Genomic DNA, 22,709 nt, shown 5'->3' on the forward strand with positions numbered 1-22,709 from the left:
CAGCTAAGAAAAAATTAACCGACCTAGGGTTTGTTGAAATTGACAAACCTTATAACAAACAGGATTAGAGAGTTTATTCATGTTGGCAAGTCTGATCGGAGGTATCTTCGGTACAAAAAATGAGCGCGAGCTCAAACGCATGCGTAAAATTGTTGAACAAATTAATGCGCTTGAACCGACGATATCTGCTCTTAACGATGCAGACCTCTCTGCAAAAACTCCAGAATTCAAACAACGTTTTAGTAATGGCGAAAGTTTAGATAAGTTAATGCCAGAAGCGTTTGCGGTGTGTCGTGAAGCAGCAAAACGTGTCATGGGCATGCGCCATTATGACGTGCAGTTGATTGGTGGTATTACCTTGCACGAAGGTAAAATTGCCGAAATGCGTACAGGTGAAGGTAAAACCCTGATGGGTACTTTGGCTTGTTATCTCAATGCATTAAGCGGTCAAGGTGTTCACGTGATTACGGTGAACGACTACTTGGCACAACGTGATGCTGAGTTAAACCGTCCATTATTCGAATTCTTAGGGCTCAGCATTGGTGTGATTTACTCCATGCAAATGCCTGCTGAAAAAGCACAAGCGTATACTGCTGATATTACTTACGGTACCAATAACGAATTCGGTTTCGACTATCTACGTGACAATATGGTGTTTTCTCTACAAGAGAAAAAGCAGCGTGGTTTAAGCTATGCCATTATCGATGAAGTCGACTCAATTCTAATTGATGAAGCACGTACGCCATTAATTATTTCGGGTCAAAGTGAAGATTCATCTCATCTTTATCAGTTGATTAACAGTATTCCCCCAACATTACGTCCACAGAAAGAAGAAAAAGTGGCTGATGGTGGGCATTTCTGGGTCGATGAGAAACAACGTTCAGTCGAAATGACTGAAGTCGGCTATGAAACGGTTGAGCAAAAACTGATTGAAATGGGCTTGTTGGCTGAAGGTGAAAGCCTGTATTCAGCAACCAACCTCAACTTGGTTCACCATGTGACTGCTGCGATTCGTGCACATTATCTTTATCAAAAGAACGTACACTACATCATTGGCGTTAATCCACAGACTCAGAAAGAAGAAGTCATTATTGTGGATGAAAGTACCGGTCGTACTATGCCAGGTCGTCGCTGGTCAGAAGGTTTGCATCAAGCGGTTGAAGCCAAAGAGAACATGGAAATTCAACCTGAAAACCAAACGCTTGCAACTACAACCTTCCAGAATTATTTCCGTCTGTATAAAAAACTTTCAGGTATGACTGGTACTGCAGATACTGAAGCTGCGGAAATGAAAGAAATTTATGGCCTAGATGTTGTCATTATTCCAACGCATCGCCCAATGGTTCGTAAGGACCATAACGATTTAATTTACTTAAACCGTAATGGTAAATACACCGCGATTATTGAAGAAATTACCAATATTCGTCAGCAGGGTGTTGCACCGATCTTGATTGGTACAGCGACTATTGAAGCAAGTGAAATCTTGTCTTCTAAGTTGCTACAAGCAGGTATTCATCACGAAGTCTTGAACGCAAAACAGCACGAACGTGAAGCGGATATTATTGCACAAGCGGGTAGTCCAAATGCGGTGACGATTGCGACTAACATGGCGGGTCGTGGTACAGATATTTTGCTGGGTGGTAACTGGAAAGCCAAGCTTGCCAAAATTGAAAATTCAACAGCAGAAGATGAAGCGCGTTTACAAGCGCAATGGGAAAAAGATCACGAAGATGTTTTAAGTTCTGGTGGTTTGCATATCATTGGTTCTGAACGTCACGAATCACGTCGTATTGATAACCAGTTACGTGGTCGTGCAGGTCGTCAAGGTGACCCAGGTGTATCTCGTTTCTATTTGTCGCTTGAAGATGATTTGATGCGTATCTTCGCGGGTGATCGTGTAGTTGCCATGATGCGTGCAATGGGCTTACAAGAAAGTGAAGCCATTGAACACAAAATGGTGAGCCGTTCAATCGAGAATGCGCAGCGTAAAGTTGAAGCACGTAACTTTGATATTCGTAAGAACTTATTGAAATACGATGATGTAAACAACGAACAACGTAAGATCATTTACTCGCAACGTGATGAAGTATTGGCTGAAAGCACTTTACAAGATTACATCGAAGAAATGCATCAAGAAGTAGTGAAGGGTTTAATTGCGGACTTTATTCCACCAGAGTCGGTTCACGATCAGTGGGATATTGAAGGTTTAGAAAATGCCTTACACGCAGATTTAGGCATTGATTTGCCAGTACAGCAATGGTTAGACCAAGATCGACGTTTAGATGAAGAAGGTTTGATTGCACGTATTTCTGACGAAGTGCTTGGACGCTATCGTCAACGCCGTGAACAAATGGGTGATGAATCAGCAGCAATGCTTGAACGTCACTTTATGTTGAATTCACTTGATCGCCATTGGAAAGATCATTTAGCGGCGATGGATTATCTGCGTCAAGGTATTCATTTACGTGGTTATGCGCAGAAGAATCCTGAGCAGGAATACAAGAAAGAAGCCTTCAACTTGTTTGTGAATATGTTGGGTGTGATTAAGTCTGATGTCGTGACGGACCTTTCTCGTGTTCATGTGCCGACAGCAGAAGAGTTAGCAGAACTTGAAGCACAGCAACAACGTCAGGCTGAATCAATGCGTCTGTCTTTCGAGCATGATGATGTAGATGGTTTAACGGGTGAAGTCACTGCTTTTGAAGAGACTGAGATGACAGAAAATGCGTTCCCAGTACCAGAAAGTCGTAATGCGCCTTGTCCATGTGGTTCTGGTCTTAAATACAAGCAATGTCACGGTAAAATCTAAGTTCATGACTTGATTTCAGCTGAAATAAAAAAAGCAGAGCATTAGCCTCTGCTTTTTTTTACGAGAATTTACTTGAGTCCAAGCACGCTTTGTAGTTTCATTATTGGACTTAGAGATCTTGATTGAGTTCGCATTAAAAGCGGGAAGACAATGAAAAAACCATTACAACTTTTAATTTTGGCAACTGCGGCGGTATCTGGTTTTGCATTTGCAGACGATGCACCACAAACCACAACTGTAGATAAAGTATTGGCAGCAAAAGGTACCAATACAGCTGAGGCGCAAGTCAAGCGTGAAGTAACCACTGTGATTAGTCCACGTACTGGCATTCGCTATACTTTAGGTGATACAGGCAACCGCCCAATCGTATTGCAAACTGCTGCAATCGCACCTGCAAACTCAGCAAATATTAACCGTATTGTGGCATCAAATCCTGCATTATCAGCACAAAGCCAAGAGAAAGCTAAGATTGCTTTAATCGGTGAAACAGCTGTTCAAGCGGCCAATGCTGCTGCGGCACAAACTGCAGGTACACAAACTGCAAAAGCAAATTAATTTCAATTTGTTTGAAATAAAAAAGAGATGCAATTGCATCTCTTTTTTATGGAAGAATTTTATTATAAAAAGCTTGGTAATAAAATTAAGCCAATCAGGATAGCAAAAAGCAGCCATTTCGATACGTAGTAAAGTGGACGATTACGCTCTTTTAAACCACGACCATAGTGATGCACGGCATAGCCGTATTTAAAAATACGGTTAATAAAACCAGTTTTGTCTTGATCATCATTGGGTGAACTTGCCGCAGACATGACATTACGACCAAACCAGTAATTAAACTTTTGCGCCCAACCCCATTTCATCGGACGTTCGATATCGCAGAACAAGATAATACGGGTTTCATCAGTTTTGTTTTCTGCCCAGTGTACGAAGGTTTCATCAAAGACTGTGGCTTCCCCATCTCTCCAGCTATAACGCTCTTGATCAACCTCAATAAAGCAGTCATCGCTATTCGGTGTGACTAAGCCTAGGTGATAGCGTACCGAACCTGCATAGGGATCACGATGCTTACCTAAGTAACTACCAGAAGGCAGTTCGGTAAACATCGCCGCTTTGACTGAAGGAATACTTTCCAGTAAGGCGACCGTTTTTGGACAGAGTTGTTGTGCTGATGGATGACTATCTTGATACCATTTCAGATAAAAGCGTTTCCAACCACGCTTAAAGAAAGTATTAAAGCCAGCATCATTATTTTTTTCAGAAGCTTTAATTTGGTTCTGAAGCTGAATCGCTTCTTCACGAATCACTTGCCAATTGTCTTGCAATGGTTTCAGTTCTGGGAACTGTGCCACATCAAAGAAAGGCTGGTTCGGCAACTTAGAAAAGCCCGTCATAAACATGTTGATCGGTGCTAAAAATGTCGAATGGTCAAATAATTGTCGAGATGCTTTTAAGCGCTCTTTACCCCGTAAGTAGGTATACAAAAAGCTGACTAAAAATACGGCAACGATAATCACTGCGTACATAACACAATCGTCTAAAAAAAATGAAGGCGGTTATTTTAGCACAAAAAATATTTGGAAGAATGCAGCCCTAAGTGCAACTTTATAAGATAAAAACTATGCAATTGAATGGTATTTCAGATGATCTGAGCGTGTGTTTTTCGCAGATCATCTGAAAAATAATGATTAAATTTGGTTATTTACATCATCATGTTTGGTTTCGCGAATCATTAAAAATGCGATTAACGATAAAATGGAAGCCAAACTCAAATATAAACCAACTGCACCTAAGCCATAACTTTCTGCCAACTTGGTTGCGATATATGGTGCAAAGGATGCACCGAAAATACCTGCCAAGTTAAAAGTTAAAGCTGAGCCTGTATAGCGAACTGAAGTTGGGAAGATTTCTGACAATACGGTACCAATTGGACCATAGGTTAAGCCCATAATCGAAAGGCCGATACATAAGAACAAGAACACCAGAATTGGGCTACCTGAGCCGAGCAGTGGCGCAAAACACAGTCCGAACAAGGCTGAAAGAATACATACTGCAATTGATGTATTTCTACGGCCAAATTTCTCTGCAAAAATTGCAGAGAGCGGAATAAAGGCAGCAAAACATAATGTCGCGACGAGCTGCAATACTAGAAATTCACCACGGGCATAGCCGAGCTTGGTGGTGCCCCAGTTCAAGGCAAATACGGTGGTGAGATAGAACACCACGAAAGTACAGATTGCTGCGATCGTACCGAGGATGAGCATTGGTAAATGCTTGGTCATGACCTCTTTAAACGGTACATTCACTTCTTTTTGCTTGTTTAATACTTTCTGGAAAGCGGGGGTTTCATGTAGTTTTAAACGTATGTATAAACCAACCAAAACCAATACTGCGCTTGCGATAAATGGAATACGCCAACCCCAAGTCATGAATGCTTGTTCAGACATAAAGGCATTGAGCAACAGGAATGAGCCTGTTGCAAGGATGAAACCGATCGGTGCACCAAGTTGTGGGAACATACCGTACCAAGCACGTTTGCCCTCTGGTGCGTTCTCAGTGGCAAGGAGTACTGCGCCGCTCCATTCACCACCCAAACCTAAACCTTGACCCAAACGGCATAAGGCGAGCAATAGTGGTGCAGCAAGGCCAATTTGTGCATAAGTTGGTAATAGACCAATACACACCGTTGAAATACCCATGGTCAGCAAGGCAGCAACTAGCGTGGCCTTACGTCCGATTCGATCACCGAGATGTCCAAAAATTGCTGCACCAATCGGGCGGGCGATAAAAGCAATTGCAAAGGTCGCCAGTGACTTGAGCACCGCAGCGCCATCGCTACTTTCTGGAAAAAATAAGTGTGGAAAAATCAGTACTGCTGCTGTGGCATAGATATAAAAGTCAAAAAACTCAATCGTGGTACCGACAAGGCTAGCAAATAATACCCGTACTTTTGAATTGCTGGCCACTTCTGGGGTGGCAGTCGGAGTGCTTGACGACATACAAGACCTTCATGTTATTCATTCAAGAAACAGAATAATGGCTGTCTTGAAAAATTCCTTTTGAATGTGCAGTTTTACTTCGAAAACTTAATGCTATATATGGACTTATAATACATAACAGTAGATTGCCAAAAAGTGTAATCCTGCGCCTAATAGCACAAAAACATGCCAAATTGCGTGGGTATATCTTACCTTTTTTAAGGCATAAAACAATGTGCCGATGGTATAAGCCAAACCACCTGCAATCAGCAGTTGTACCGCTTCTTTAGACAAATAACGTTGCATATCATCCATCACCAAAACAGCCAGCCAACCCATGACTAAATAGGCAGCTAAAGAAAGTTTTTGGAAGCGATGAATGAATACCAATTTGAACAAAGTACCGATTAGAGCAATGGCCCATAAAGCAATCAGTAAGTAATGTGCCTTGGCGGTTGGAATGGCAATACTAAGAAATGGGGTGTAGGTGCCTGCAATCAGATAGTAAATCGCGGTATGATCCAGTTTTTTATACCAATAGCGTTTACGTTCATCTTGGGCAAAGTGATACAGCATGGAACTACTGAGTAACAGCACCAAGCTAAAGCCATAGACCCATAAACTGATCCATTGCCCTAAAGGCAGGCCGTAGCCTTTGATGATCAAAAAGATTGAAGCAATTAAAGCCAGTACTGCGCCAGCGCCATGACTATAGGCATTAATCAGTTCTTCTTTGGGGTCATAGTCCAGCAATGTGTTTGTGTTCATCAAGCGATCTGGTTGCATAAAAATACAACTGTATCGTAATGCAATTTCCCTTTTAAAGTAAGACGCTTTAAAATTTAGTTTCTATTTGTCAGGTTTTCATTATGTTTGCGCCGAAATTTTCTTTTGAACAAGAACAGCAGTTTTTCTTGGATATCCAGCAATCTATTGAAAATAAAAGCTTTGATCGCCTGATTTTGAGTCAGTACAAAGGTGAAATAGCGCAACTAGAAAAGATAAGCTTTCGCGTGATTGAGTTGCAAGGACAAGCAATGCTGTCTTGCTTATATCACCATACTACGCAAGATGTGACTAAAAACTATACGATGGATGAAGGCTTCGAGAAAATTGCTGAATTATTGAATCAGTGTAAACAGGCCAATTTATTTAGCTTGGAGCAAGATATTCAGCTTAAGAAAAACAAAAAGAAAGCCATGCTGAATAGTCAGAAGAAGCAAGCATCTGCCGACAAAGTAGGACAACAGCAGCACGATCGTGAAAAGCAGCGTTATGTGCAACAGCAAAGTCCATTTTTAAAACATCTCGGCCTTACCGATGAAAAAGGGCAAATCGTTCCGAGTATGGCGCGTAAGTGGAAGCAGATTAATAAATTTATTGAAATCTTTTCACATGCTTATGAACAGATTGATGCTTCACAGCAAGAATTGAATATTGTTGATTTCGGCTCAGGCAAAGGTTATCTAACTTTTGCATTATATGACTATTTACAGGCGCAGCATAAAACACCGTTAATTACGGGGGTTGAACTACGTTCGAATCTGGTTGAATTTTGCCAAAATGTTGCTGATCAAACAGGTTTTAGTCATCTTGATTTCTTTGAAGGCGATGTGCGTAGCTATCAGCCAGAAAAGTTAGATGTAATGATTGCATTGCATGCCTGTGATATCGCCACTGACTTTGCCATTCATACCGGTATTCGCCTCAATGCATCCATGATTATGTGCGCACCTTGTTGCCATAAGGAACTCCGGCCACAGCTGCAAAGTCCAGAGGTATTACAGCCGATGTTGCAATTCGGGATTCACGCGGGGCAACAGGCTGAAATGCTGACGGATACTCTACGTGCATTACTGCTTAAAGCTTATGGTTATGAAACCAAAGTTTTTGAGTTTGTGTCTTTGGAGCATACCAGTAAGAATAAAATGATTCTTGCGACCAAGCGCAAAGATATTCAACAACCTGATGCCAAAATCATGCGGCAGATTCAAGCGTTAAAAGCCATGTATGGCATTGAAAAACAGAGTCTAGAATTATTATTGCAAGATCAAATGCCAATCGAGAATATCGGTTGTAAGTGTTAATTAAAACAGAGAAAAAGATGTACCAAGTCAAGCAGGGAAATTGGGATCAATTACAGCAAGATGCGAAATTGATCCGAACATTGGTTTTTATTCAGGAACAAGGTATTGCTGAAGCGGATGAGTGGGATGAGCAAGATGCGATCTCACAACACTTTGTCATCTATGATCAGGATCAGCCGATTGCGACAGCACGATTATTGCAAAATAATAGCATTGGGCGAGTTGCTGTGCTTAAGGCTTATCGGGGGCAGGGTCTTGGTCAAATGATTATGCTGGATATTATAGCCTTTGCGGACCAGCAGGGTCGTGCATTCCTGCATTTGTCTTCACAAGTCCATGCGATGTCATTTTATCAGCAGCTTGGTTTTGTGGTGCAAGGAGATGAATATGATGAATGTGGTATTCCACATATTGAGATGATCATGCCAATCACAGGAGCGGTTTGACCTGTAAGATTGGCATCTATTGATTGTTCTGACTATTGCTTCGTTTGTGCAGCCACTTCTGAGCTTGCAGGAGAAGTTTCCTGAGAAAGCTCTTTTTGTTGTTGCGCTTTACGCTGTGCGCCTGGCATATAGTCAGGTTCTTGGGTCATGGCCAAATAGAAAAAGCTTAAAAAGATCGTGCTGAGCACACCGACAATAATTACAAATTTCCATCCCAGTACGGTTTCTTCATTTGAATCTTTTTTTTGGGATGGCTGATTATTCATAATAAATTCCAAAAATAACAAAACATAAAACTAGATTTTGCGCCCTTTAGGGCTGATTTGCCAAGTGGAAATAGGGAATTGAGGTTAAGAAATTGGCTTATACTTTGGATAGGGAAGCCTAGATCGAAGATGCTGCCATCGTTGAACTAAGAAAGAATGCTTCGCCATCCAAAGTATAATTAGATTTGTTTGTATAAGAATTAAAGCTTGTTCCAGTCCTCAATTGCCTTTAACCCTGTTTCTATTCCTACATCATAACTATAACGGATCTTGGATTTATTCTTTGAAAGTCGACCTGCCATATTTTTTAAATCAGGTGGGCAAACTTCCAGAATTTTCTGACCAGAGGCTGAGCGGGTAAATTCGACGGCAGCGTTATAACGTTGAGTTCGCGTTAATAAACTTTGTGCAAAACCACGCTGTTGTTTAAACAGGTATTTGGCAAGGAACTGATCACCTTTACTGCTGGCCTTAGAATAATTTTTTGGACGAGTTCTGAGTACCATTAACTTGGAAACATCATGCTGTTGTGCTGCCCAATGCACGGGTAAGGCATCTGCAACACCGCCATCAAAATAAGGCTCACCGAAGACTTCAACTGCTTGACGAGTTAAGACAGGAATTGAACTGGATGCTCTTAGACCTTCTAAGATATTGTCTTTGGAAGCTTTGATATAAGTGGCTTCACCTGAAATGGCATGCGTCAATACCATATAAAATTCAGGATGATTGGCAAATAAATGAGCTTGATTGAGCGGATGCTCTTTTTCGACGATGTCCCACATCCATTTTAAGTCCAGTAGGTCACCGCCTTTGAAAAAGCGACCGTATTGAATAAACTCAGAACGAAGCGAGTGATCGAGGTAGAGATTTAGGGTGCGGCCTTGCTGTGCTGCGAGGTAGTTAGCCACATTGGTTGAGCCTGAAGAGACGCCAACGCAGAGATCAAAAGGATTAAATTGTTGCTGTAAAAATGCATCTAAGACACCGCTGGTGAATGCACCGCGCATTCCACCGCCTTCAACGACCAGTGCCTGACGATTTTGTTGAAGCATTGAAAATCTCGAATATCATGATAAACCCATGTTTTACACGGATTTATCATATTCGACAATAACACTTTAGTGATTGTGTTGATGTGCTTCCGTTGTTCCTGTTTCTGCCGACATTGAGGATTGTGACATTTCAGCAGGAGTTGCGGCTTTCTTCTGATTCATCGGCATATAATCTGGTTCATTATTAATGGCCAAGTAGAAAATCACCATAAACAGTACGCTGAGAATTGTAGTGATGATTAATGCTTTCCAACCCCAAGGCGAAGTTTCTGGGCAGAGTTTTTCAGACATAAGAAATTTCCAAATGATGCAAAAAAATAAAGCAGAATTGAGCAAGTTATAGCATAAATTGTGATGTATTACTCAGATGTTTTGCTGTGATTTTGTCGAGCGCATAAAAAAGCCCGTACAGACAAGGAGTTCCGTACGGGCCTTAATTGGCTTGGCTAAATCGAGATTATTGAATCACAGTATTTTGCTGTGCTTTTTCTTTCAATAACTTTGGTGGCGTAAAACGCTCACCATATTGTGCTGCTAGTTGCTCGGCACGTTGCAATGATTTTTGAATGCCATTTTGATTCAGGAATTGAATGGCACCACCTGTCCATGGGGCAAAGCCAATTCCAAAAATCGAACCGACATTGGCATCAATCACAGACTCTAAAACACCTTCTTCATAGCAGCGCAGGGTATCCAGTGCTTGCACAAACAGGAAGCGGTCAATCATGTCTTGTTCAGAAATGCTATTCTCTTTCTGCCAACGACTGAGCCCATCCCATAAATGTTTTTTACCATTTTCAGGGTAGTCATAGAAACCAGCACCCGCAGCCTTACCTTTACGGTTCAGCTCGTGAATCATAGTGTGTACTACTTCATCGACAGGGCTTTTCGGTAAATCTTTGCCTTCCGCTTGCAGGGCTTTACGGGTTTCTGCTGCGACATGTTCAGTCAAGGTCAGAGACACTTCATCTTGAATCGCCAGTGGGCCAACCGGCATACCTGCTTTCAGCGCAGCCATTTCAATTTTGGCTGGATGTACGCCTTCTGCAAGTAGACGCATACCTTCTTGAATGAATGTACCAAACACGCGGCTGGTGAAGAAGCCACGGCTGTCATTCACTACAATTGGGGTTTTGGCAATTTGCTGGACAAAGTCGTAAGCCTTCGCCAAGGTATCAGCAGAGGTCTGTTTGCCTTTGATAATTTCAACCAACTGCATTTTATCGACTGGGCTAAAGAAATGAAGTCCAATGAACTTTTGAGCATCTTTACTCGCCGTCGCCAAACCAGTGATGGGTAGGGTAGAGGTATTCGATGCAAAGATTCCACCATCAGCCAAATATTGTTCAGCTTCCTGAGTCACTTTAGCTTTCAGTTCTTGGTTTTCAAATACCGCTTCGATGATCAGGTCGCAGCCTTGCAAGTCCGCTGCATTTGCTGTTGCAGTAATTAGTGCTAAGACTTGGTCACGCTTTTCTGCGGTCATACGACCTTGTGAAACACGTTTGTCGAGAAGCTTTTGTGAGTAGGCTTTACCTTTCTCTGCATTTTCAACCGATACATCTTTCAGGATCACAGGGATGCCTTTGATTGCGGTTGAATAGGCAATGCCTGCACCCATCATCCCCGCACCTAACACACCGACTTTAGTGGCTTGCCATTTTGCAACATCCGCAGGGCGACTTGCACCAGACTTGATTGCATTAAGACCATGCCAGAATGTGCCGATCATATTTTTAGAAATCTGACCGACCGTGAGTTGAGTAAAGTAACGTGATTCGATACGTAAAGCGGTATCAACATCAACCTGCGCACCTTCTACTGCTGCCGCCATGATCGCTTCAGGCGCAGGGTAACAGCCTTTGGTTTTATCACGTAGCATCGCAGGGGCAATTGCAAGCACTTGTGCTACAGCTGGGTTTTTTGGATCGCCACCCGGAATCTTGTAGCCTTTGACATCGAATGGCTGTTGAGATTTAGGATTGGCTTTGACCCAAGCAATCGCCTTATCTAACAGCTCTTGTTCATTCTCAGCAGTGTCATGTACCAAACCGAGCGACTTTGCTTTATCCACGCCAAATTGCTTACCTTCCATCAAGAAAGGAAACGCATTTTGTAAGCCAAGTAAACGTACCATACGCACGATACCGCCACCACCTGGCAGCAAGCCTAAGGTCACTTCAGGCAAACCAAATTTGGTTTTTGGATCATTGATGGCAATACGGTAATGACAACCTAAGGCAATTTCCCAACCGCCACCGAGCGCCGTACCATTTAATGCAGCAACAACAGGTACACCTAAAGTTTCAATCGCACGTAAGTCGCCCTTGAGTTCTTCAATCATTTTGAAAAATTCAGTGGCATGTTCTGGTTGTACTTGAATGAGTTCATCCAAGTCTCCGCCTGCAAAGAAGGTTTTCTTGGCCGAACGGAAAATAATGCCTTTTAGATCAGTTTCTGTTTTAAGCTTTTGGCTGACTTCATTGAGTGAATCACGGAATTCTGCATTCATGGTGTTGGCAGATTGACCTGATGAATCAAGGGTAAGAATTACAATATTGTCAGCGTTTTTTTCGTATTTAATAGCGCTCATGTTGTTCTCCTCACACCAACTCAATAATGGTGGCGATCCCCATTCCACCACCAACACATAATGTGGCTAGGCCACGTTTTTTACCTTGACGCTCTAATTCATCCAACAAAGTACCCAAAATCATGGCACCCGTTGCACCCAATGGATGACCCATCGCAATTGCACCGCCATTGACGTTGACTTTCTCGGCTGGAACGTTGAGCTCATTGATAAAACGCATCACCACGGCAGCAAATGCTTCATTGACTTCAAATAGGTCAATATCATCAATCGTTAAGCCAGCTTTGGCCAAGGCTTTACGCGCAGCAGGTGCAGGACCCGTGAGCATGATGGTCGGGTCAGTACCCACCAATGCCGTTGCCAATACTTTGGCACGTGGTTTTAAGCCTTGTTCTTTGACGGCTTTTTCAGAAGCCAATAACACCACCGCAGCGCCATCAACGATGCCTGATGAGTTACCTGCATGATGCACATGGTTAATTTTTTGTGCCTCAGGATACTTCTGTAGCGCAACCGCATCGAAGCCCATTTGTCCCATCATTTCAAAGCTGGCATTGAGTTTTGCCAAGCCTTCAACGGTAGTAGCACCTCGAATAAATTCATCTTTTTCTAAGATCATCACACCCGAATGGTCTTTTACAGGCACCACGGATTTATCAAAATAACCTTTGGCCTGTGCTGCCGCTGCTTTTTGTTGTGAGCCAACGGCAAAAGCATCGACATCTTCGCGGCTATAGCCATCTAAGGTTGCAATTAAGTCTGCACCAACACCTTGTGGCACAAAAGAAGATTTTAAGTTGGTTTCAGGATCTAGTGCCCAAGGACCACCATCAGAACCCATTGGGATTCGTGACATGGATTCCACACCACCAGCAACCACAATATCTTCCCAACCAGAGCGTACTTTTTGTGCTGCTAAATTGACTGCTTCTAAACCAGATGCGCAGAAACGGTTGATTTGCACGCCTGCAACATCATCATTCCAACCCGCCGCAATCGCCGCAGTTTTAGCAATATCACCACCTTGGTCAGCAATCGGTGTGACACAACCTAAGACGATGTCATCGACTTTTGACGTATCAAGTTGATGGCGTTGTTGTAATTCATTCAATAATGATGTGAGTAAAGTAATCGGTTTGACTTCATGAAGTGAGCCGTCTTTTTTCCCTTTTCCGCGTGGTGTGCGAATGGCATCAATAATGTAGGCCTCGCTCATAGGTTTTCCTTGTATCACCTTAAAATTGTTGTTTATCGAGTGTACTCAATTTAAGTGTCAGTGCAATGATGATAAACATTGGCAAGTTTGATGCTTTTCGCCAATTTGATAGATTGCGTGAGTGATCAAGCCAAGCGTTAAATTTGGTATTTTTCTGCATGTCTTGTGACATCTTCGATTAGACTAGCATTTGGAAATGATTGATAGAAAAGATGGGCGAAAGCACATGATAAAACTAAAGCGTCACTATGCTGTTATGGCATTGATCTTGTCACTTTTTGGATGTGATTCATCTGGACGGAATATTGAAAATAACAAAGCAATTGAGGATAAAAATAAGGTGAGTCAAACGTATTCAAATCAAGTTGCTGATAGCAAAATGCTATTGGTGTTGTCTGCGCCTTCTGTACATGATCCGTATTACAAATCAGCATTTCAACGGATTGTAGATTTCCAGATTGATTATGCAAAATCAATTTTGGGCAATGATAATGTGGTGATTTTGGTGGATGAGGATACCAAGCCTTATTTCACAGGCAAAGTACCTGAAGATATTTTACTGGTGGATGATGTCCGTGATATCTGGATGCGCGACTTCACCACAGTTAATCCAATGCAGCCTGTGCAATTTACCTATACTTGGGCCTCGATGACCAAGAAACAAAGTAAAGATGTGCAAAAAAGTTTTAGTCAGTTTGCTGATCGTTATCAAATTCAAAGAGCCAAAACTGATTTGATGATTGATGGGGGTAACCTTGTTGATGACTATGCGGGTCGTGTGATTACCACCACACGGTTTATGGAAGATAATGAGCTTAGCTATAACGAGGCCAAACAAGAGTTAAAAGCCACGTTGGGTGCAACTGAAGTTGCCATTCTAGAACCCGATGAAGAAGTGCTGGCACATTCGGATGGCATGGTCAGTTGGGTGGATAAAAACACCTTGCTGGTGAATGACTATTCAAAAACACCAGCATTTAGAACAACAGTAATGAAGGAGTTAAAAGCTTCTTTTCCAACTGCAAAAATTGTGGAAGTGCCTGTTGAATATAAGATCAATCCAAAAGGGCAGTGGGAAGGTTTTGAGTCCGCATGCGGTGTGAATTTAAATGCGACGGTCACACATAACAATATTTATGTGCCAACCTTTAATATGCCGCATGACCAAAAAGCACTCACGATCATCAAGCAAAATACCAGCAAGAAAGTCATTCCCGTAAATGCTGAAAGTGTCTGTCCAATGGGTGGCAGTGTGCGTTGCCTCACTTGGCAGGTGACTGGGGACAATGCTGCGAAACTTATTCAAGCGGCTAGAGATAAGTAACTGATTTACAACTTGCATCGACTGGTTCACAAGCCGATGCAAGTTGTTTAAACTCACCTGCCTTTTTATTGTGCTAATAACAAATGAAGTTTATTAATATTATTGGTACCACAGGTTCAGGTAAATCGACGCTTGCCCGACAGTTGGCGCAAAAACAACAATTACAATACATCGAACTAGATAATTTACTTTGGCTGGATGATTGGCAAGAATCGTCAAATGAAGCCTTGTTTTTGAAGCTAAAAATCGCCATGAAAAATGCTGCGGCAGGGTGGGTCATTGATGGACTTTATACCCGCACTACTCCAATGATGATGGAGAAAGTAGATACCGTCATCTGGTTAGATTATCCCTTGCACATCAATTTATATCGTTTGACCAAGCGTACATTTGGGCGTGTGATCAGTCGGAAAAAGTTATGGGAAGATTCAAATAATAGGGAAAGTTTAAAATTGATGCTGTCCAAAGAATCTATTTTTATCTGGTTAATTAAATCGTATCCTAAAAATCGTAGGAAATACTTAGCTTTGATGCAAAACCCTGACTATCAACATATCCAATTTATTCGTCTGACTTCTCCGAAACAAGCGGAAAAATTTTTAGAACAGATTAAGGCTATGCAATGACATCTATTCGAGCAAAAGCTTTATGCCTATTTCGTCATAATGACAAGGTGTTACTTGCAAAAGCGTATGATCCCAACAAGGATGAATATTTTTTCAGGCCGATCGGTGGCGGTATTGAGTTTGGAGAAACCTCTCTTCAGGCAATTGAAAGAGAGGTCTTGGAAGAGATTCAGCAGCAGATGACACAGCCTAAACTTGTCTGCGTCGTGGAAAATCTATTTAGCTTTGATGGGCAGCAAGGCCATGAAATTGTGTTTGTATATGATGCCGAATTTGTAGATCCATATATGTATAAGCAACACGAGATACAGGGGCGCGAAACCAATGGGCATAGCTATATCGCACAGTGGCTAAGTCGAGAGCAAATCGCACTCACTCAATATCCAGTTTATCCAAAAGGCATTGAGCAATGGCTATTCAATGCGTAGATCATTCCAAGCTTGAGTTTATGGACGTATTCGATAAATCTAAATGAAAGAATTGGTTATAGGGTGATTCAGTATATTCTGCGAAAGCTGCACCTTGAACAAAACCAAACTTCTTATAAAGTTTGATTGCTGCATCAAAGTGAACGTCTTTTCCTGTTTCTAAACTGACTTTTTGATAGTGACGTTGCTGGGCAAGTTCTAGTAAATATTCCAGTAGTTGTGCCGCGACTCCTTGACGCAAATGGGCCGGATGTGTCCGCATAGATTTGATTTCTGCGTGGTCGGGTGTCAGTTCTTGGATTGCACCACAGCCCAGTAATTCATCATCGTTCCATAAGGTGTAGACGCTAATTGAATCTTTTTGCAGACTGCTGAGGTCTAATGCAAAACTATGATCAAGTGGGGTGTTTTGATGCAGACCATGCAAATGGATATGAATCAAATTTTGAACTTGTGGGTGAGAAAAGTCAGCTTTTTTAATGATCATTTTAATCAAGCACATCAGAGCGGTATGCTTGATTATTAGCACATTTAAAATGTAGTGTTCAACTCTATAGTAGGTTGAACACTACATTTTAGTTATTAGTTGTGATGACCGTGCAACTGACGATATAAACCCGGTGTTACTCCCGTCCATTTCTTAAAGGCGCGGTGGAAAGTACTAGTTTCACTAAAGCCGACTTGCTGTGCTACATCTTCAAGAGTGAGATTAGGAGTCAGCAATAAATGAATTGCAGCATCACGACGCAAGGCATCTTTAACCCCTTGATAGCTTTTGCCTTCCGCAGCCAAACGACGACGTAAGGTTTGTGGTGATAAATACAACATTGCCGCGACATCGTTGAGTGTTGGCATTTCTTCACCAATCTGACTCTTCAATACATCACGAATACGCGAAGTCAACGAGTTAGTATTTTTGAATTTCACTAACAGCTGGGCAGGTGCTGCTTTTAAAAATTCTTCTAAAGTCTTTTCATCTTGACGGATTGGGAGATCCAGATAATCCGCTGCAAAGGTAATTTCGGTACGTGGTGCATCGAATTGCATCACAGGTGCAAAGAACAATGCATCGTATTCATCAGCATGATTAGGACGCTCATAACCAAAATGCACACGCTCTAAAGGTAGGCGACGTTCAATTAACCATGATGCTAGACCGTGCCAGATCATCAGCATGCTTTCTGTAATGAAATGATCAGGATCTAAAGCTTTAGGAATGTGCGGGACTAAACGTGCTTCATGTTTGTCACGTTCCAAACTAACTGACCATTCATCTCCAAACAGTTTGTAGAATTGTGAGGAGAGTTCAAGTGCTTGTCCAAGTGTCTTGGAGTGAATGATCAATTGACACATGATTGCGAATGTACCCAAGCGACGTGGCTGTACATCGAAGCCCACGTGTTCATCTTGGGTAACCATCCATAACATTTTTACAAAACGGGTGTACTGCTCTGGAGAGATTCGAGCCTTCGGTTGGCGGAGTAATTCAGCCTCTATGCCGACATGTGAAAGTAACGTTTCAACGTCCATGCCTAGGCGTTTAACACCTGTTAAAGCCGCATTCACGAAGTGGATGCTGATCGTATCACGGCTCATATTGAATCCTTCAGTTTCTTTACTATTCACGATAATTGACCTAAATAACCGTCTAAAATATCAAATTGGGCAATTGACAAGAAAAATAATTGCGCCTTGTATACATGTTAAATTGCCGAAACTATCAAGGTAAATGGCTGAACATGACATTGTTTTTGTGTTTATCCACACCTAGTATAAAAGAAAATTTGAACAAATTGAGTAAAAATTATTATGCCATCTGCACTAAAGGGATTGAAAGTCCTCGATTTTTCGACTTTATTACCAGGGCCATTTGCCAGTATGTATCTTGCAGACATGGGTGCAGAAGTTATCCATGTTGAATCACCGACTCGTCCAGACCTTGTACGGATTATGCCACCCTATGCCAATGGTCAGGCCACTGCGCATAGTTATCTGAATCGGAATAAGCAGTCGATTGCACTTGATCTCAAAGATGCAGCCAATATTGAACTGATCAAAAATAAAATTTCTGAGTTCGATATTGTGCTTGAACAGTTCCGTCCAGATGTGATGCGCCGTTTGGGTTTGGACTATGAGACCTTAGCTGAGATTAATCCACGACTCATCTATTGTTCAATTACAGGGTATGGTCAAACGGGTACTTATAAAGATCGTGCAGGACACGATATTAACTATTTAGCCTTGGCTGGCGTGTCTGGACATAGTGGTCGTCAGGATGGGGGGCCACCGCCGTTAGGTATTCAAATTGCTGATGTGGCAGGTGGTTCTTTGCATGCTGTGATCGGTATTCTTGCTGCTGTGGTCGAGCGTCAACGTAGCGGTCTGGGGCAATATCTTGATATTTCCATGACTGATTGTGTGGCGAGTCTAAATAGTATGGCGGCGTCTGCAAGTCTGGCTGGGCAAACTCCACAAGCACCAGAGGCGGGCATGCTGAATGGTGCAAGCTTCTATGATTATTATCAAACCAAAGATGGTCGCTATTTTTCAGTGGGAAGTTTAGAGCCACAATTTATGACAGGTTTGGCTGCAGCCTTAGAATTACCTGTACTGCTTGCAAAAGGTACATCTTTTGACCTTGAAGATCGTCAAGCGGTAAAGCAAGCCTTGCAGGAAAAGTTTAAAACACAAAACTTTGCCGAATGGCAACACTTGTTCCAAAGCTTGGATATTTGTGTTGAACCTGTACTCAGTCTTGATGAAGCATTGGTCTCGCCAATGGCTCAACAAAGAGGATGGGTGGTTGATGTGCCAGTATCGGAAAATGCATCACAAACTGAGCCTCAGTTGGCCTGTCCAATCAAGTTTTCCCGTTCGCAAATGAAGTATGCCTTTATCGGTCAGGGTTTGGGTGAAGGTAAATGGTAGAAAATATGTGCGACTAATCACTGATTGTTAAAATATTGTACAGATTGTTAACATTTTGAATAAGTTGTAATTTAAAAATGAGAGTAACCTTTTATACACAATAACATAAAAGGTTACGTAAACATGACAATCTCTAAATCTTTGATTGTTTCTTGTTTATCCGTTCTATCATTGAGTCTTTTCGCACAACATACTCAAGCAGCATCTTCCGCATTTGACCCAAATGGTCAATGGCTGTTTGGTGATTGGAACGGTCAACGCACTGCGTTGCAAGAACAGGGTTACAAATTTTCTGCTGATTACACAGGTGAATTTGCAGGGGTTTTAGATTCTAAACAATACTCAAGCCATGGCAGTGAATTCACTGGACAATTGGCGTTGGGCACAAACTTCGACCTAAATAAAATTTTAGGCTGGCAAGATACTGAGGCGCAGATCACCGTTACATATCGTGATGGTCAGTCTTTGTCCCAAACCGCAGATGGCTTACAAGGTCACCAAAGTTCTGTACAAGAAGTTTGGGGTCGTGGTCAAACTTGGCGTTTAACCGACCTCTGGATCAAAAAGAAATTTTTAGATCAAGCTTTAGATATTAAAGTGGGTCGTTTTGGTGAAGGTGAAGATTTCAACAGTTTTAACTGTGATTTCCAGAACTTATCACTATGTGGTTCTCAGGTGGGTAACTGGGTTGGTGACCAATGGTACAACTGGCCTGTGAGCCAATGGGCATTGCGAGTCAAATATAACCTACAACCAGATCTTTATGCACAAATCGGGGCGTATGAATATAACCCTGAGAACTTACAGCGTGGCAAAGGCTTTAACCTGAGTACAGATGGTTCTCGTGGTGCGATTATTCCAGCAGAAGTGGTCTGGAATCCTAAACTGGGTGCACTTGCTCTGCCAGGTGAATATCGCTTTGGTTATTACTACAGTACAGCGGATGCCGCAGAAATCGAGAATCCTGCCAAAACTGGACATAAACAAGGCGGTTGGTTTACTGCGAAACAACAGTTAACTCGTCATGATGGTCAGTCAGATCGTGGTTTGACTGGCTTTGTCAATGTCACGGTTCATGATTCTAAAACCAATGCCATCAAAGACATGCAAAATGTCGGATTGGTTTATAAAGGTCTGCTAGATCAACGTCCTCAAGATGAAATTGCTTTAGGTGTTGCTCGTATTCATGCCAATGATAAAAACAATAGTTTATTGGATGAAGAATATAACACTGAGCTGTATTACGGCATTCATGCCACCAACTGGCTCACCATTCGTCCAAATATTCAATATGTCCATCATGTGGGCGCACTGAAAGATGGCGATAAGACCTGGGTGGGCGGTATCAAGTTCCAAACCATTTTCTAATTTCGATATTCGGGCAGTTTTGCAGATGTAGTTCAGATGATGGCCGATATCTGCAAGATTGTTATTGTGATTTAAACTCGACCATAAAAAGAGACCTTTCCTGCTTTTTATGGATCTAAAATATAAAAGATGCAAGGTGATCTTATGAATCAATCTGCTTCAAAATCTGGGCTTAGAACCTTGACGGTGGTGATTATCGCCCTCATTGCATTGTTCTTGCTCGTTGGTGGTATCTGGCTCGCAGTAATTGGCGGGTCTTTTTATTATGTGATTGCGGGCGTGCTGTTACTCATTGTTGCAGTACAACTCTATAAGCGCGCATCTGGCCCTTTGTGGGTTTATGCTGCATTGATGTTAGGTAGTGTGGTTTGGGGTGTTTGGGAAGTTGGAACCGACTTCTGGGCACTGGCACCACGTCTTGATATCCTTGGTATTTTAGGTTTGTGGTTACTCATTCCAGCGGTGACGCGTGGGATTGATAATCTCACCTCAAGTAAAGTGGCATTGTCATCGACTTTGGCTATTGCGATTGTGGTGATGGTCTACTCGATCTTTAATGATCCACAAGAAATTAATGGTGTGATTCAAACGCCACAGCCAGCACAAGCGAAAGCAGTGGATGGCATTGCCCCTGAAGATTGGCCTGCATATGGTCGTAGTCAAGGCGGTGAGCGTTATTCTCCATTGACACAGATTAATGATAAAAATGTCAAAGATCTTAAAGTGGCTTGGACATTACGTACCGGTGATTTCCGAACTGAAAATGATTCGGGTGAAACCACTAACCAAGTAACGCCAATCAAGATTGGAAATAACATGTTTATGTGTACCCCACATCAACATTTAATTTCGATTGACCCTGCAACGGGTAAGGAAAAATGGCGTTTTGATCCAAAACTCAAAACTGATAAAACCTTCCAACATTTAACCTGTCGTGGTGTGATGTACTACGACGCTGCCAATACCACTGAATTTGCAACCAGCTTACAGGCGAAAAAATCGACCTCAACCGAGTGTCCACGTAAAGTATTTGTGCCTGTCAATGATGGTCGTTTAGTGGCAGTCAATGCAGATACTGGTAAAGCATGTTCTGACTTTGGTCAAAATGGCGAAGTGAATTTACAAGAGTTCATGCCATATGCTTATCCAGGTGGTTATAACCCAACATCTCCGGGTGTGGTTTCTGGTACTACTGTGGTGATTGCGGGTTCTGTGACCGATAACCATTCGAATAAAGAGCCATCTGGTGTGATTCGTGGTTATGACGTGAACACAGGTAAATTATTATGGGTGTTTGATACAGGCGCAGCTGATCCAAATGCAATGCCAGGTCAAGACACGCAGTTTGTGCATAATTCACCAAATGCGTGGGCACCACTTGCCTATGACTCTAAACTAGATATTGTCTATGTTCCAACAGGTGTAGGTACACCAGATATCTGGGGTGGAGATCGTACTGAATTGAAAGAGCGTTATGCCAATTCAATGCTGGCGATCAATGCAACTACAGGTAAATTGGTATGGCACTTCCAAACCACACATCATGATTTGTGGGATATGGACGTACCATCACAACCTTCATTGGCTGATATTCAAGATAAATCAGGTCAAACGGTTCCAGCGATTTATGTATTGACTAAAACGGGTAATGCCTTTGTTTTAGATCGTCGTAATGGTCAGCCGATTGTACCAATTACCGAGAAACCTGTTCCACAAACTGTGAAATGGGGTCCGCAAACCAAAGGTGAGTTCTACTCAAAAACTCAACCATTCTCTGACTTTGATTTAGCGCCAAAAGATAAATTAACCGATAAAGACATGTGGGGTGCCACCATGTTTGATCAGTTGATGTGTCGTGTGAAATTTAAACGTCTGAATTACGATGGTATCTATACACCACCTTCTGAAAATGGAACCTTGGTATTCCCTGGGAACTTAGGTGTATTTGAGTGGGGCGGGATGTCAGTGAATGCTGATCGTCAGGTCGCAGTCATGAACCCGATTGGCTTGCCATTCGTAAGCCGTTTAATTCCAGCAGATCCAAACCGTCAACCTGTGGCACGTGGTGCAGGGACAGAGCAGGGCATGCAACCAATGTATGGTACGCCATATGGTGTTGAGATCAGTCCGTTCCTATCTCCATTTGGTTTGCCATGTAAACAACCAGGTTGGGGCTTTGTCGCTGGTGTGGACTTAAAAACACATGACGTTGTTTGGAAAAAACGTATTGGTACCATTCGTGACAGCTTGCCAACCTTATTCCAGTTACCACCAGTGAAAATTGGTGTACCAGGTCTAGGTGGTTCGATCTCGACCGCAGGTAATGTGATGTTTGTCGGTGCAACACAAGATAATTACATCCGTGCCTTTAATGTGTCAAATGGCGATAAGTTATGGGAAGCACGTTTACCTGCGGGTGGGCAAGCAACACCAATGACCTATGAAGCCAATGGCAAACAATATGTGGTGATTATGGCTGGTGGACATGGTTCATTCGGTACCAAAATGGGTGATTATTTGGTCGCTTATGCATTGCCAGATAAGAACTAATTTCATTTAGAAATTGATTGTCAAAGCTCAGATTCGTC

General features: G+C 42.3%; 20 protein-coding genes. 10 read left to right on the forward strand and 10 right to left on the reverse strand.

Going from position 1 to position 22,709, the window contains the following annotated elements; genetic code table 11:
• The first annotated feature begins 79 nt into the window (after positions 1-79).
• Both secA and F896_RS15950 read left to right on the forward strand, forming a co-directional pair.
• Complete coding sequence (gene secA, locus F896_RS15955; protein WP_016162652.1) at positions 80-2,809, forward strand: preprotein translocase subunit SecA; 2,730 nt, start codon at positions 80-82, stop codon at positions 2,807-2,809.
• A 150-nt stretch (positions 2,810-2,959) separates the two neighbouring features.
• Positions 2,960-3,364 carry a thioredoxin domain-containing protein gene (locus tag F896_RS15950; protein ID WP_004802827.1) on the forward strand — a complete coding sequence of 135 codons (405 nt, stop codon included), beginning with the start codon at positions 2,960-2,962 and terminating at the stop codon, positions 3,362-3,364.
• A 62-nt stretch (positions 3,365-3,426) separates the two neighbouring features.
• Here F896_RS15950 and lpxO read toward each other — a convergent pair whose 3' ends face one another.
• From lpxO to trhA, 3 genes are all read right to left on the reverse strand, one after another.
• A complete protein-coding gene (gene lpxO / locus F896_RS15945; protein WP_016162653.1) occupies positions 3,427-4,332 on the reverse strand; it encodes a lipid A hydroxylase LpxO in 906 nt (301 codons plus the stop codon).
• A gap of 162 nt (positions 4,333-4,494) precedes the next feature.
• Positions 4,495-5,805: an MFS transporter gene (locus F896_RS15940; RefSeq protein WP_016162654.1), complete on the reverse strand. Its 1,311-nt coding sequence runs from the start codon at positions 5,803-5,805 to the stop codon at positions 4,495-4,497.
• A 105-nt stretch (positions 5,806-5,910) separates the two neighbouring features.
• Positions 5,911-6,552: a PAQR family membrane homeostasis protein TrhA gene (gene trhA / locus F896_RS15935; protein ID WP_023271383.1), complete on the reverse strand. Its 642-nt coding sequence runs from the start codon at positions 6,550-6,552 to the stop codon at positions 5,911-5,913.
• A 101-nt stretch (positions 6,553-6,653) separates the two neighbouring features.
• On the opposite strand from trhA, the gene F896_RS15930 reads away from it, so the two are divergent.
• Together F896_RS15930 and F896_RS15925 are read left to right on the forward strand one after the other, a co-directional pair.
• A complete protein-coding gene (locus F896_RS15930; protein ID WP_016162656.1) occupies positions 6,654-7,871 on the forward strand; it encodes a class I SAM-dependent methyltransferase in 1,218 nt (405 codons plus the stop codon).
• A gap of 17 nt (positions 7,872-7,888) precedes the next feature.
• The gene (locus F896_RS15925; RefSeq protein ID WP_016162657.1) at positions 7,889-8,317 is read left to right on the forward strand and encodes a GNAT family N-acetyltransferase; all 429 of its coding nucleotides are present in this window, start codon (positions 7,889-7,891) and stop codon (positions 8,315-8,317) included.
• A 32-nt stretch (positions 8,318-8,349) separates the two neighbouring features.
• On the opposite strand, the gene F896_RS15920 is transcribed toward F896_RS15925, so the two are convergent.
• From F896_RS15920 to F896_RS15900, 5 genes are all read right to left on the reverse strand, one after another.
• Positions 8,350-8,583 (reverse strand): hypothetical protein, encoded by a 234-nt coding sequence (locus tag F896_RS15920; protein ID WP_016162658.1) that lies wholly within the window; start codon positions 8,581-8,583, stop codon positions 8,350-8,352.
• 200 nt (positions 8,584-8,783) lie between these two features.
• Positions 8,784-9,638 carry a patatin-like phospholipase family protein gene (locus F896_RS15915; protein ID WP_016162659.1) on the reverse strand — a complete coding sequence of 285 codons (855 nt, stop codon included), beginning with the start codon at positions 9,636-9,638 and terminating at the stop codon, positions 8,784-8,786.
• Between the two features lie 66 nt (positions 9,639-9,704).
• Positions 9,705-9,929: a hypothetical protein gene (locus tag F896_RS15910; protein ID WP_016162660.1), complete on the reverse strand. Its 225-nt coding sequence runs from the start codon at positions 9,927-9,929 to the stop codon at positions 9,705-9,707.
• 166 nt (positions 9,930-10,095) lie between these two features.
• Positions 10,096-12,231: a 3-hydroxyacyl-CoA dehydrogenase NAD-binding domain-containing protein gene (locus F896_RS15905; RefSeq protein WP_016162661.1), complete on the reverse strand. Its 2,136-nt coding sequence runs from the start codon at positions 12,229-12,231 to the stop codon at positions 10,096-10,098.
• 10 nt (positions 12,232-12,241) lie between these two features.
• Positions 12,242-13,447 carry an acetyl-CoA C-acetyltransferase gene (locus F896_RS15900; RefSeq protein ID WP_016162662.1) on the reverse strand — a complete coding sequence of 402 codons (1,206 nt, stop codon included), beginning with the start codon at positions 13,445-13,447 and terminating at the stop codon, positions 12,242-12,244.
• Between the two features lie 226 nt (positions 13,448-13,673).
• Between F896_RS15900 and F896_RS15895 the strand changes: the two genes are divergently transcribed.
• The 3 genes from F896_RS15895 (at position 13,674) to F896_RS15885 (ending at position 15,825) form a co-directional block, all read left to right on the forward strand.
• On the forward strand, positions 13,674-14,771 hold the full coding sequence (locus tag F896_RS15895) for an agmatine deiminase family protein (RefSeq protein WP_016162663.1): 1,098 nt from the start codon (positions 13,674-13,676) through the stop codon (positions 14,769-14,771).
• Positions 14,772-14,854: 83 nt separating this feature from the next.
• Positions 14,855-15,397 carry an AAA family ATPase gene (locus F896_RS15890; protein WP_016162664.1) on the forward strand — a complete coding sequence of 181 codons (543 nt, stop codon included), beginning with the start codon at positions 14,855-14,857 and terminating at the stop codon, positions 15,395-15,397.
• Positions 15,394-15,825 (forward strand): NUDIX hydrolase, encoded by a 432-nt coding sequence (locus tag F896_RS15885; protein ID WP_016162665.1) that lies wholly within the window; start codon positions 15,394-15,396, stop codon positions 15,823-15,825. The genes F896_RS15890 and F896_RS15885 overlap by 4 nt, the downstream gene beginning before the upstream one ends.
• Position 15,826: 1 nt before the next feature.
• On the opposite strand, the gene F896_RS15880 is transcribed toward F896_RS15885, so the two are convergent.
• Together F896_RS15880 and F896_RS15875 are read right to left on the reverse strand one after the other, a co-directional pair.
• Positions 15,827-16,312, reverse strand: a complete 486-nt coding sequence (locus F896_RS15880; RefSeq protein WP_032882062.1) for a GNAT family N-acetyltransferase — start codon at positions 16,310-16,312, stop codon at positions 15,827-15,829.
• A gap of 95 nt (positions 16,313-16,407) precedes the next feature.
• Positions 16,408-17,421 carry an AraC family transcriptional regulator gene (locus F896_RS15875; protein ID WP_004652394.1) on the reverse strand — a complete coding sequence of 338 codons (1,014 nt, stop codon included), beginning with the start codon at positions 17,419-17,421 and terminating at the stop codon, positions 16,408-16,410.
• 213 nt (positions 17,422-17,634) lie between these two features.
• On the opposite strand from F896_RS15875, the gene F896_RS15870 reads away from it, so the two are divergent.
• The 3 genes from F896_RS15870 to F896_RS15860 all read left to right on the forward strand — a co-directional run bounded on the left by F896_RS15870 (position 17,635) and on the right by F896_RS15860 (position 22,671).
• A complete protein-coding gene (locus tag F896_RS15870) occupies positions 17,635-18,753 on the forward strand; it encodes a CaiB/BaiF CoA transferase family protein (RefSeq protein ID WP_016162667.1) in 1,119 nt (372 codons plus the stop codon).
• Positions 18,754-18,897: 144 nt separating this feature from the next.
• Positions 18,898-20,121, forward strand: coding sequence for a carbohydrate porin (locus tag F896_RS15865; protein ID WP_171069645.1), 1,224 nt, complete (start codon positions 18,898-18,900; stop codon positions 20,119-20,121).
• 144 nt (positions 20,122-20,265) lie between these two features.
• Complete coding sequence (locus F896_RS15860; protein ID WP_016162669.1) at positions 20,266-22,671, forward strand: glucose/quinate/shikimate family membrane-bound PQQ-dependent dehydrogenase; 2,406 nt, start codon at positions 20,266-20,268, stop codon at positions 22,669-22,671.
• Positions 22,672-22,709: the final 38 nt, after the last annotated feature.

The organism is Acinetobacter genomosp. 15BJ, assembly GCF_000400715.1.
Taxonomy (GTDB): Bacteria; Pseudomonadota; Gammaproteobacteria; order Pseudomonadales; family Moraxellaceae; genus Acinetobacter.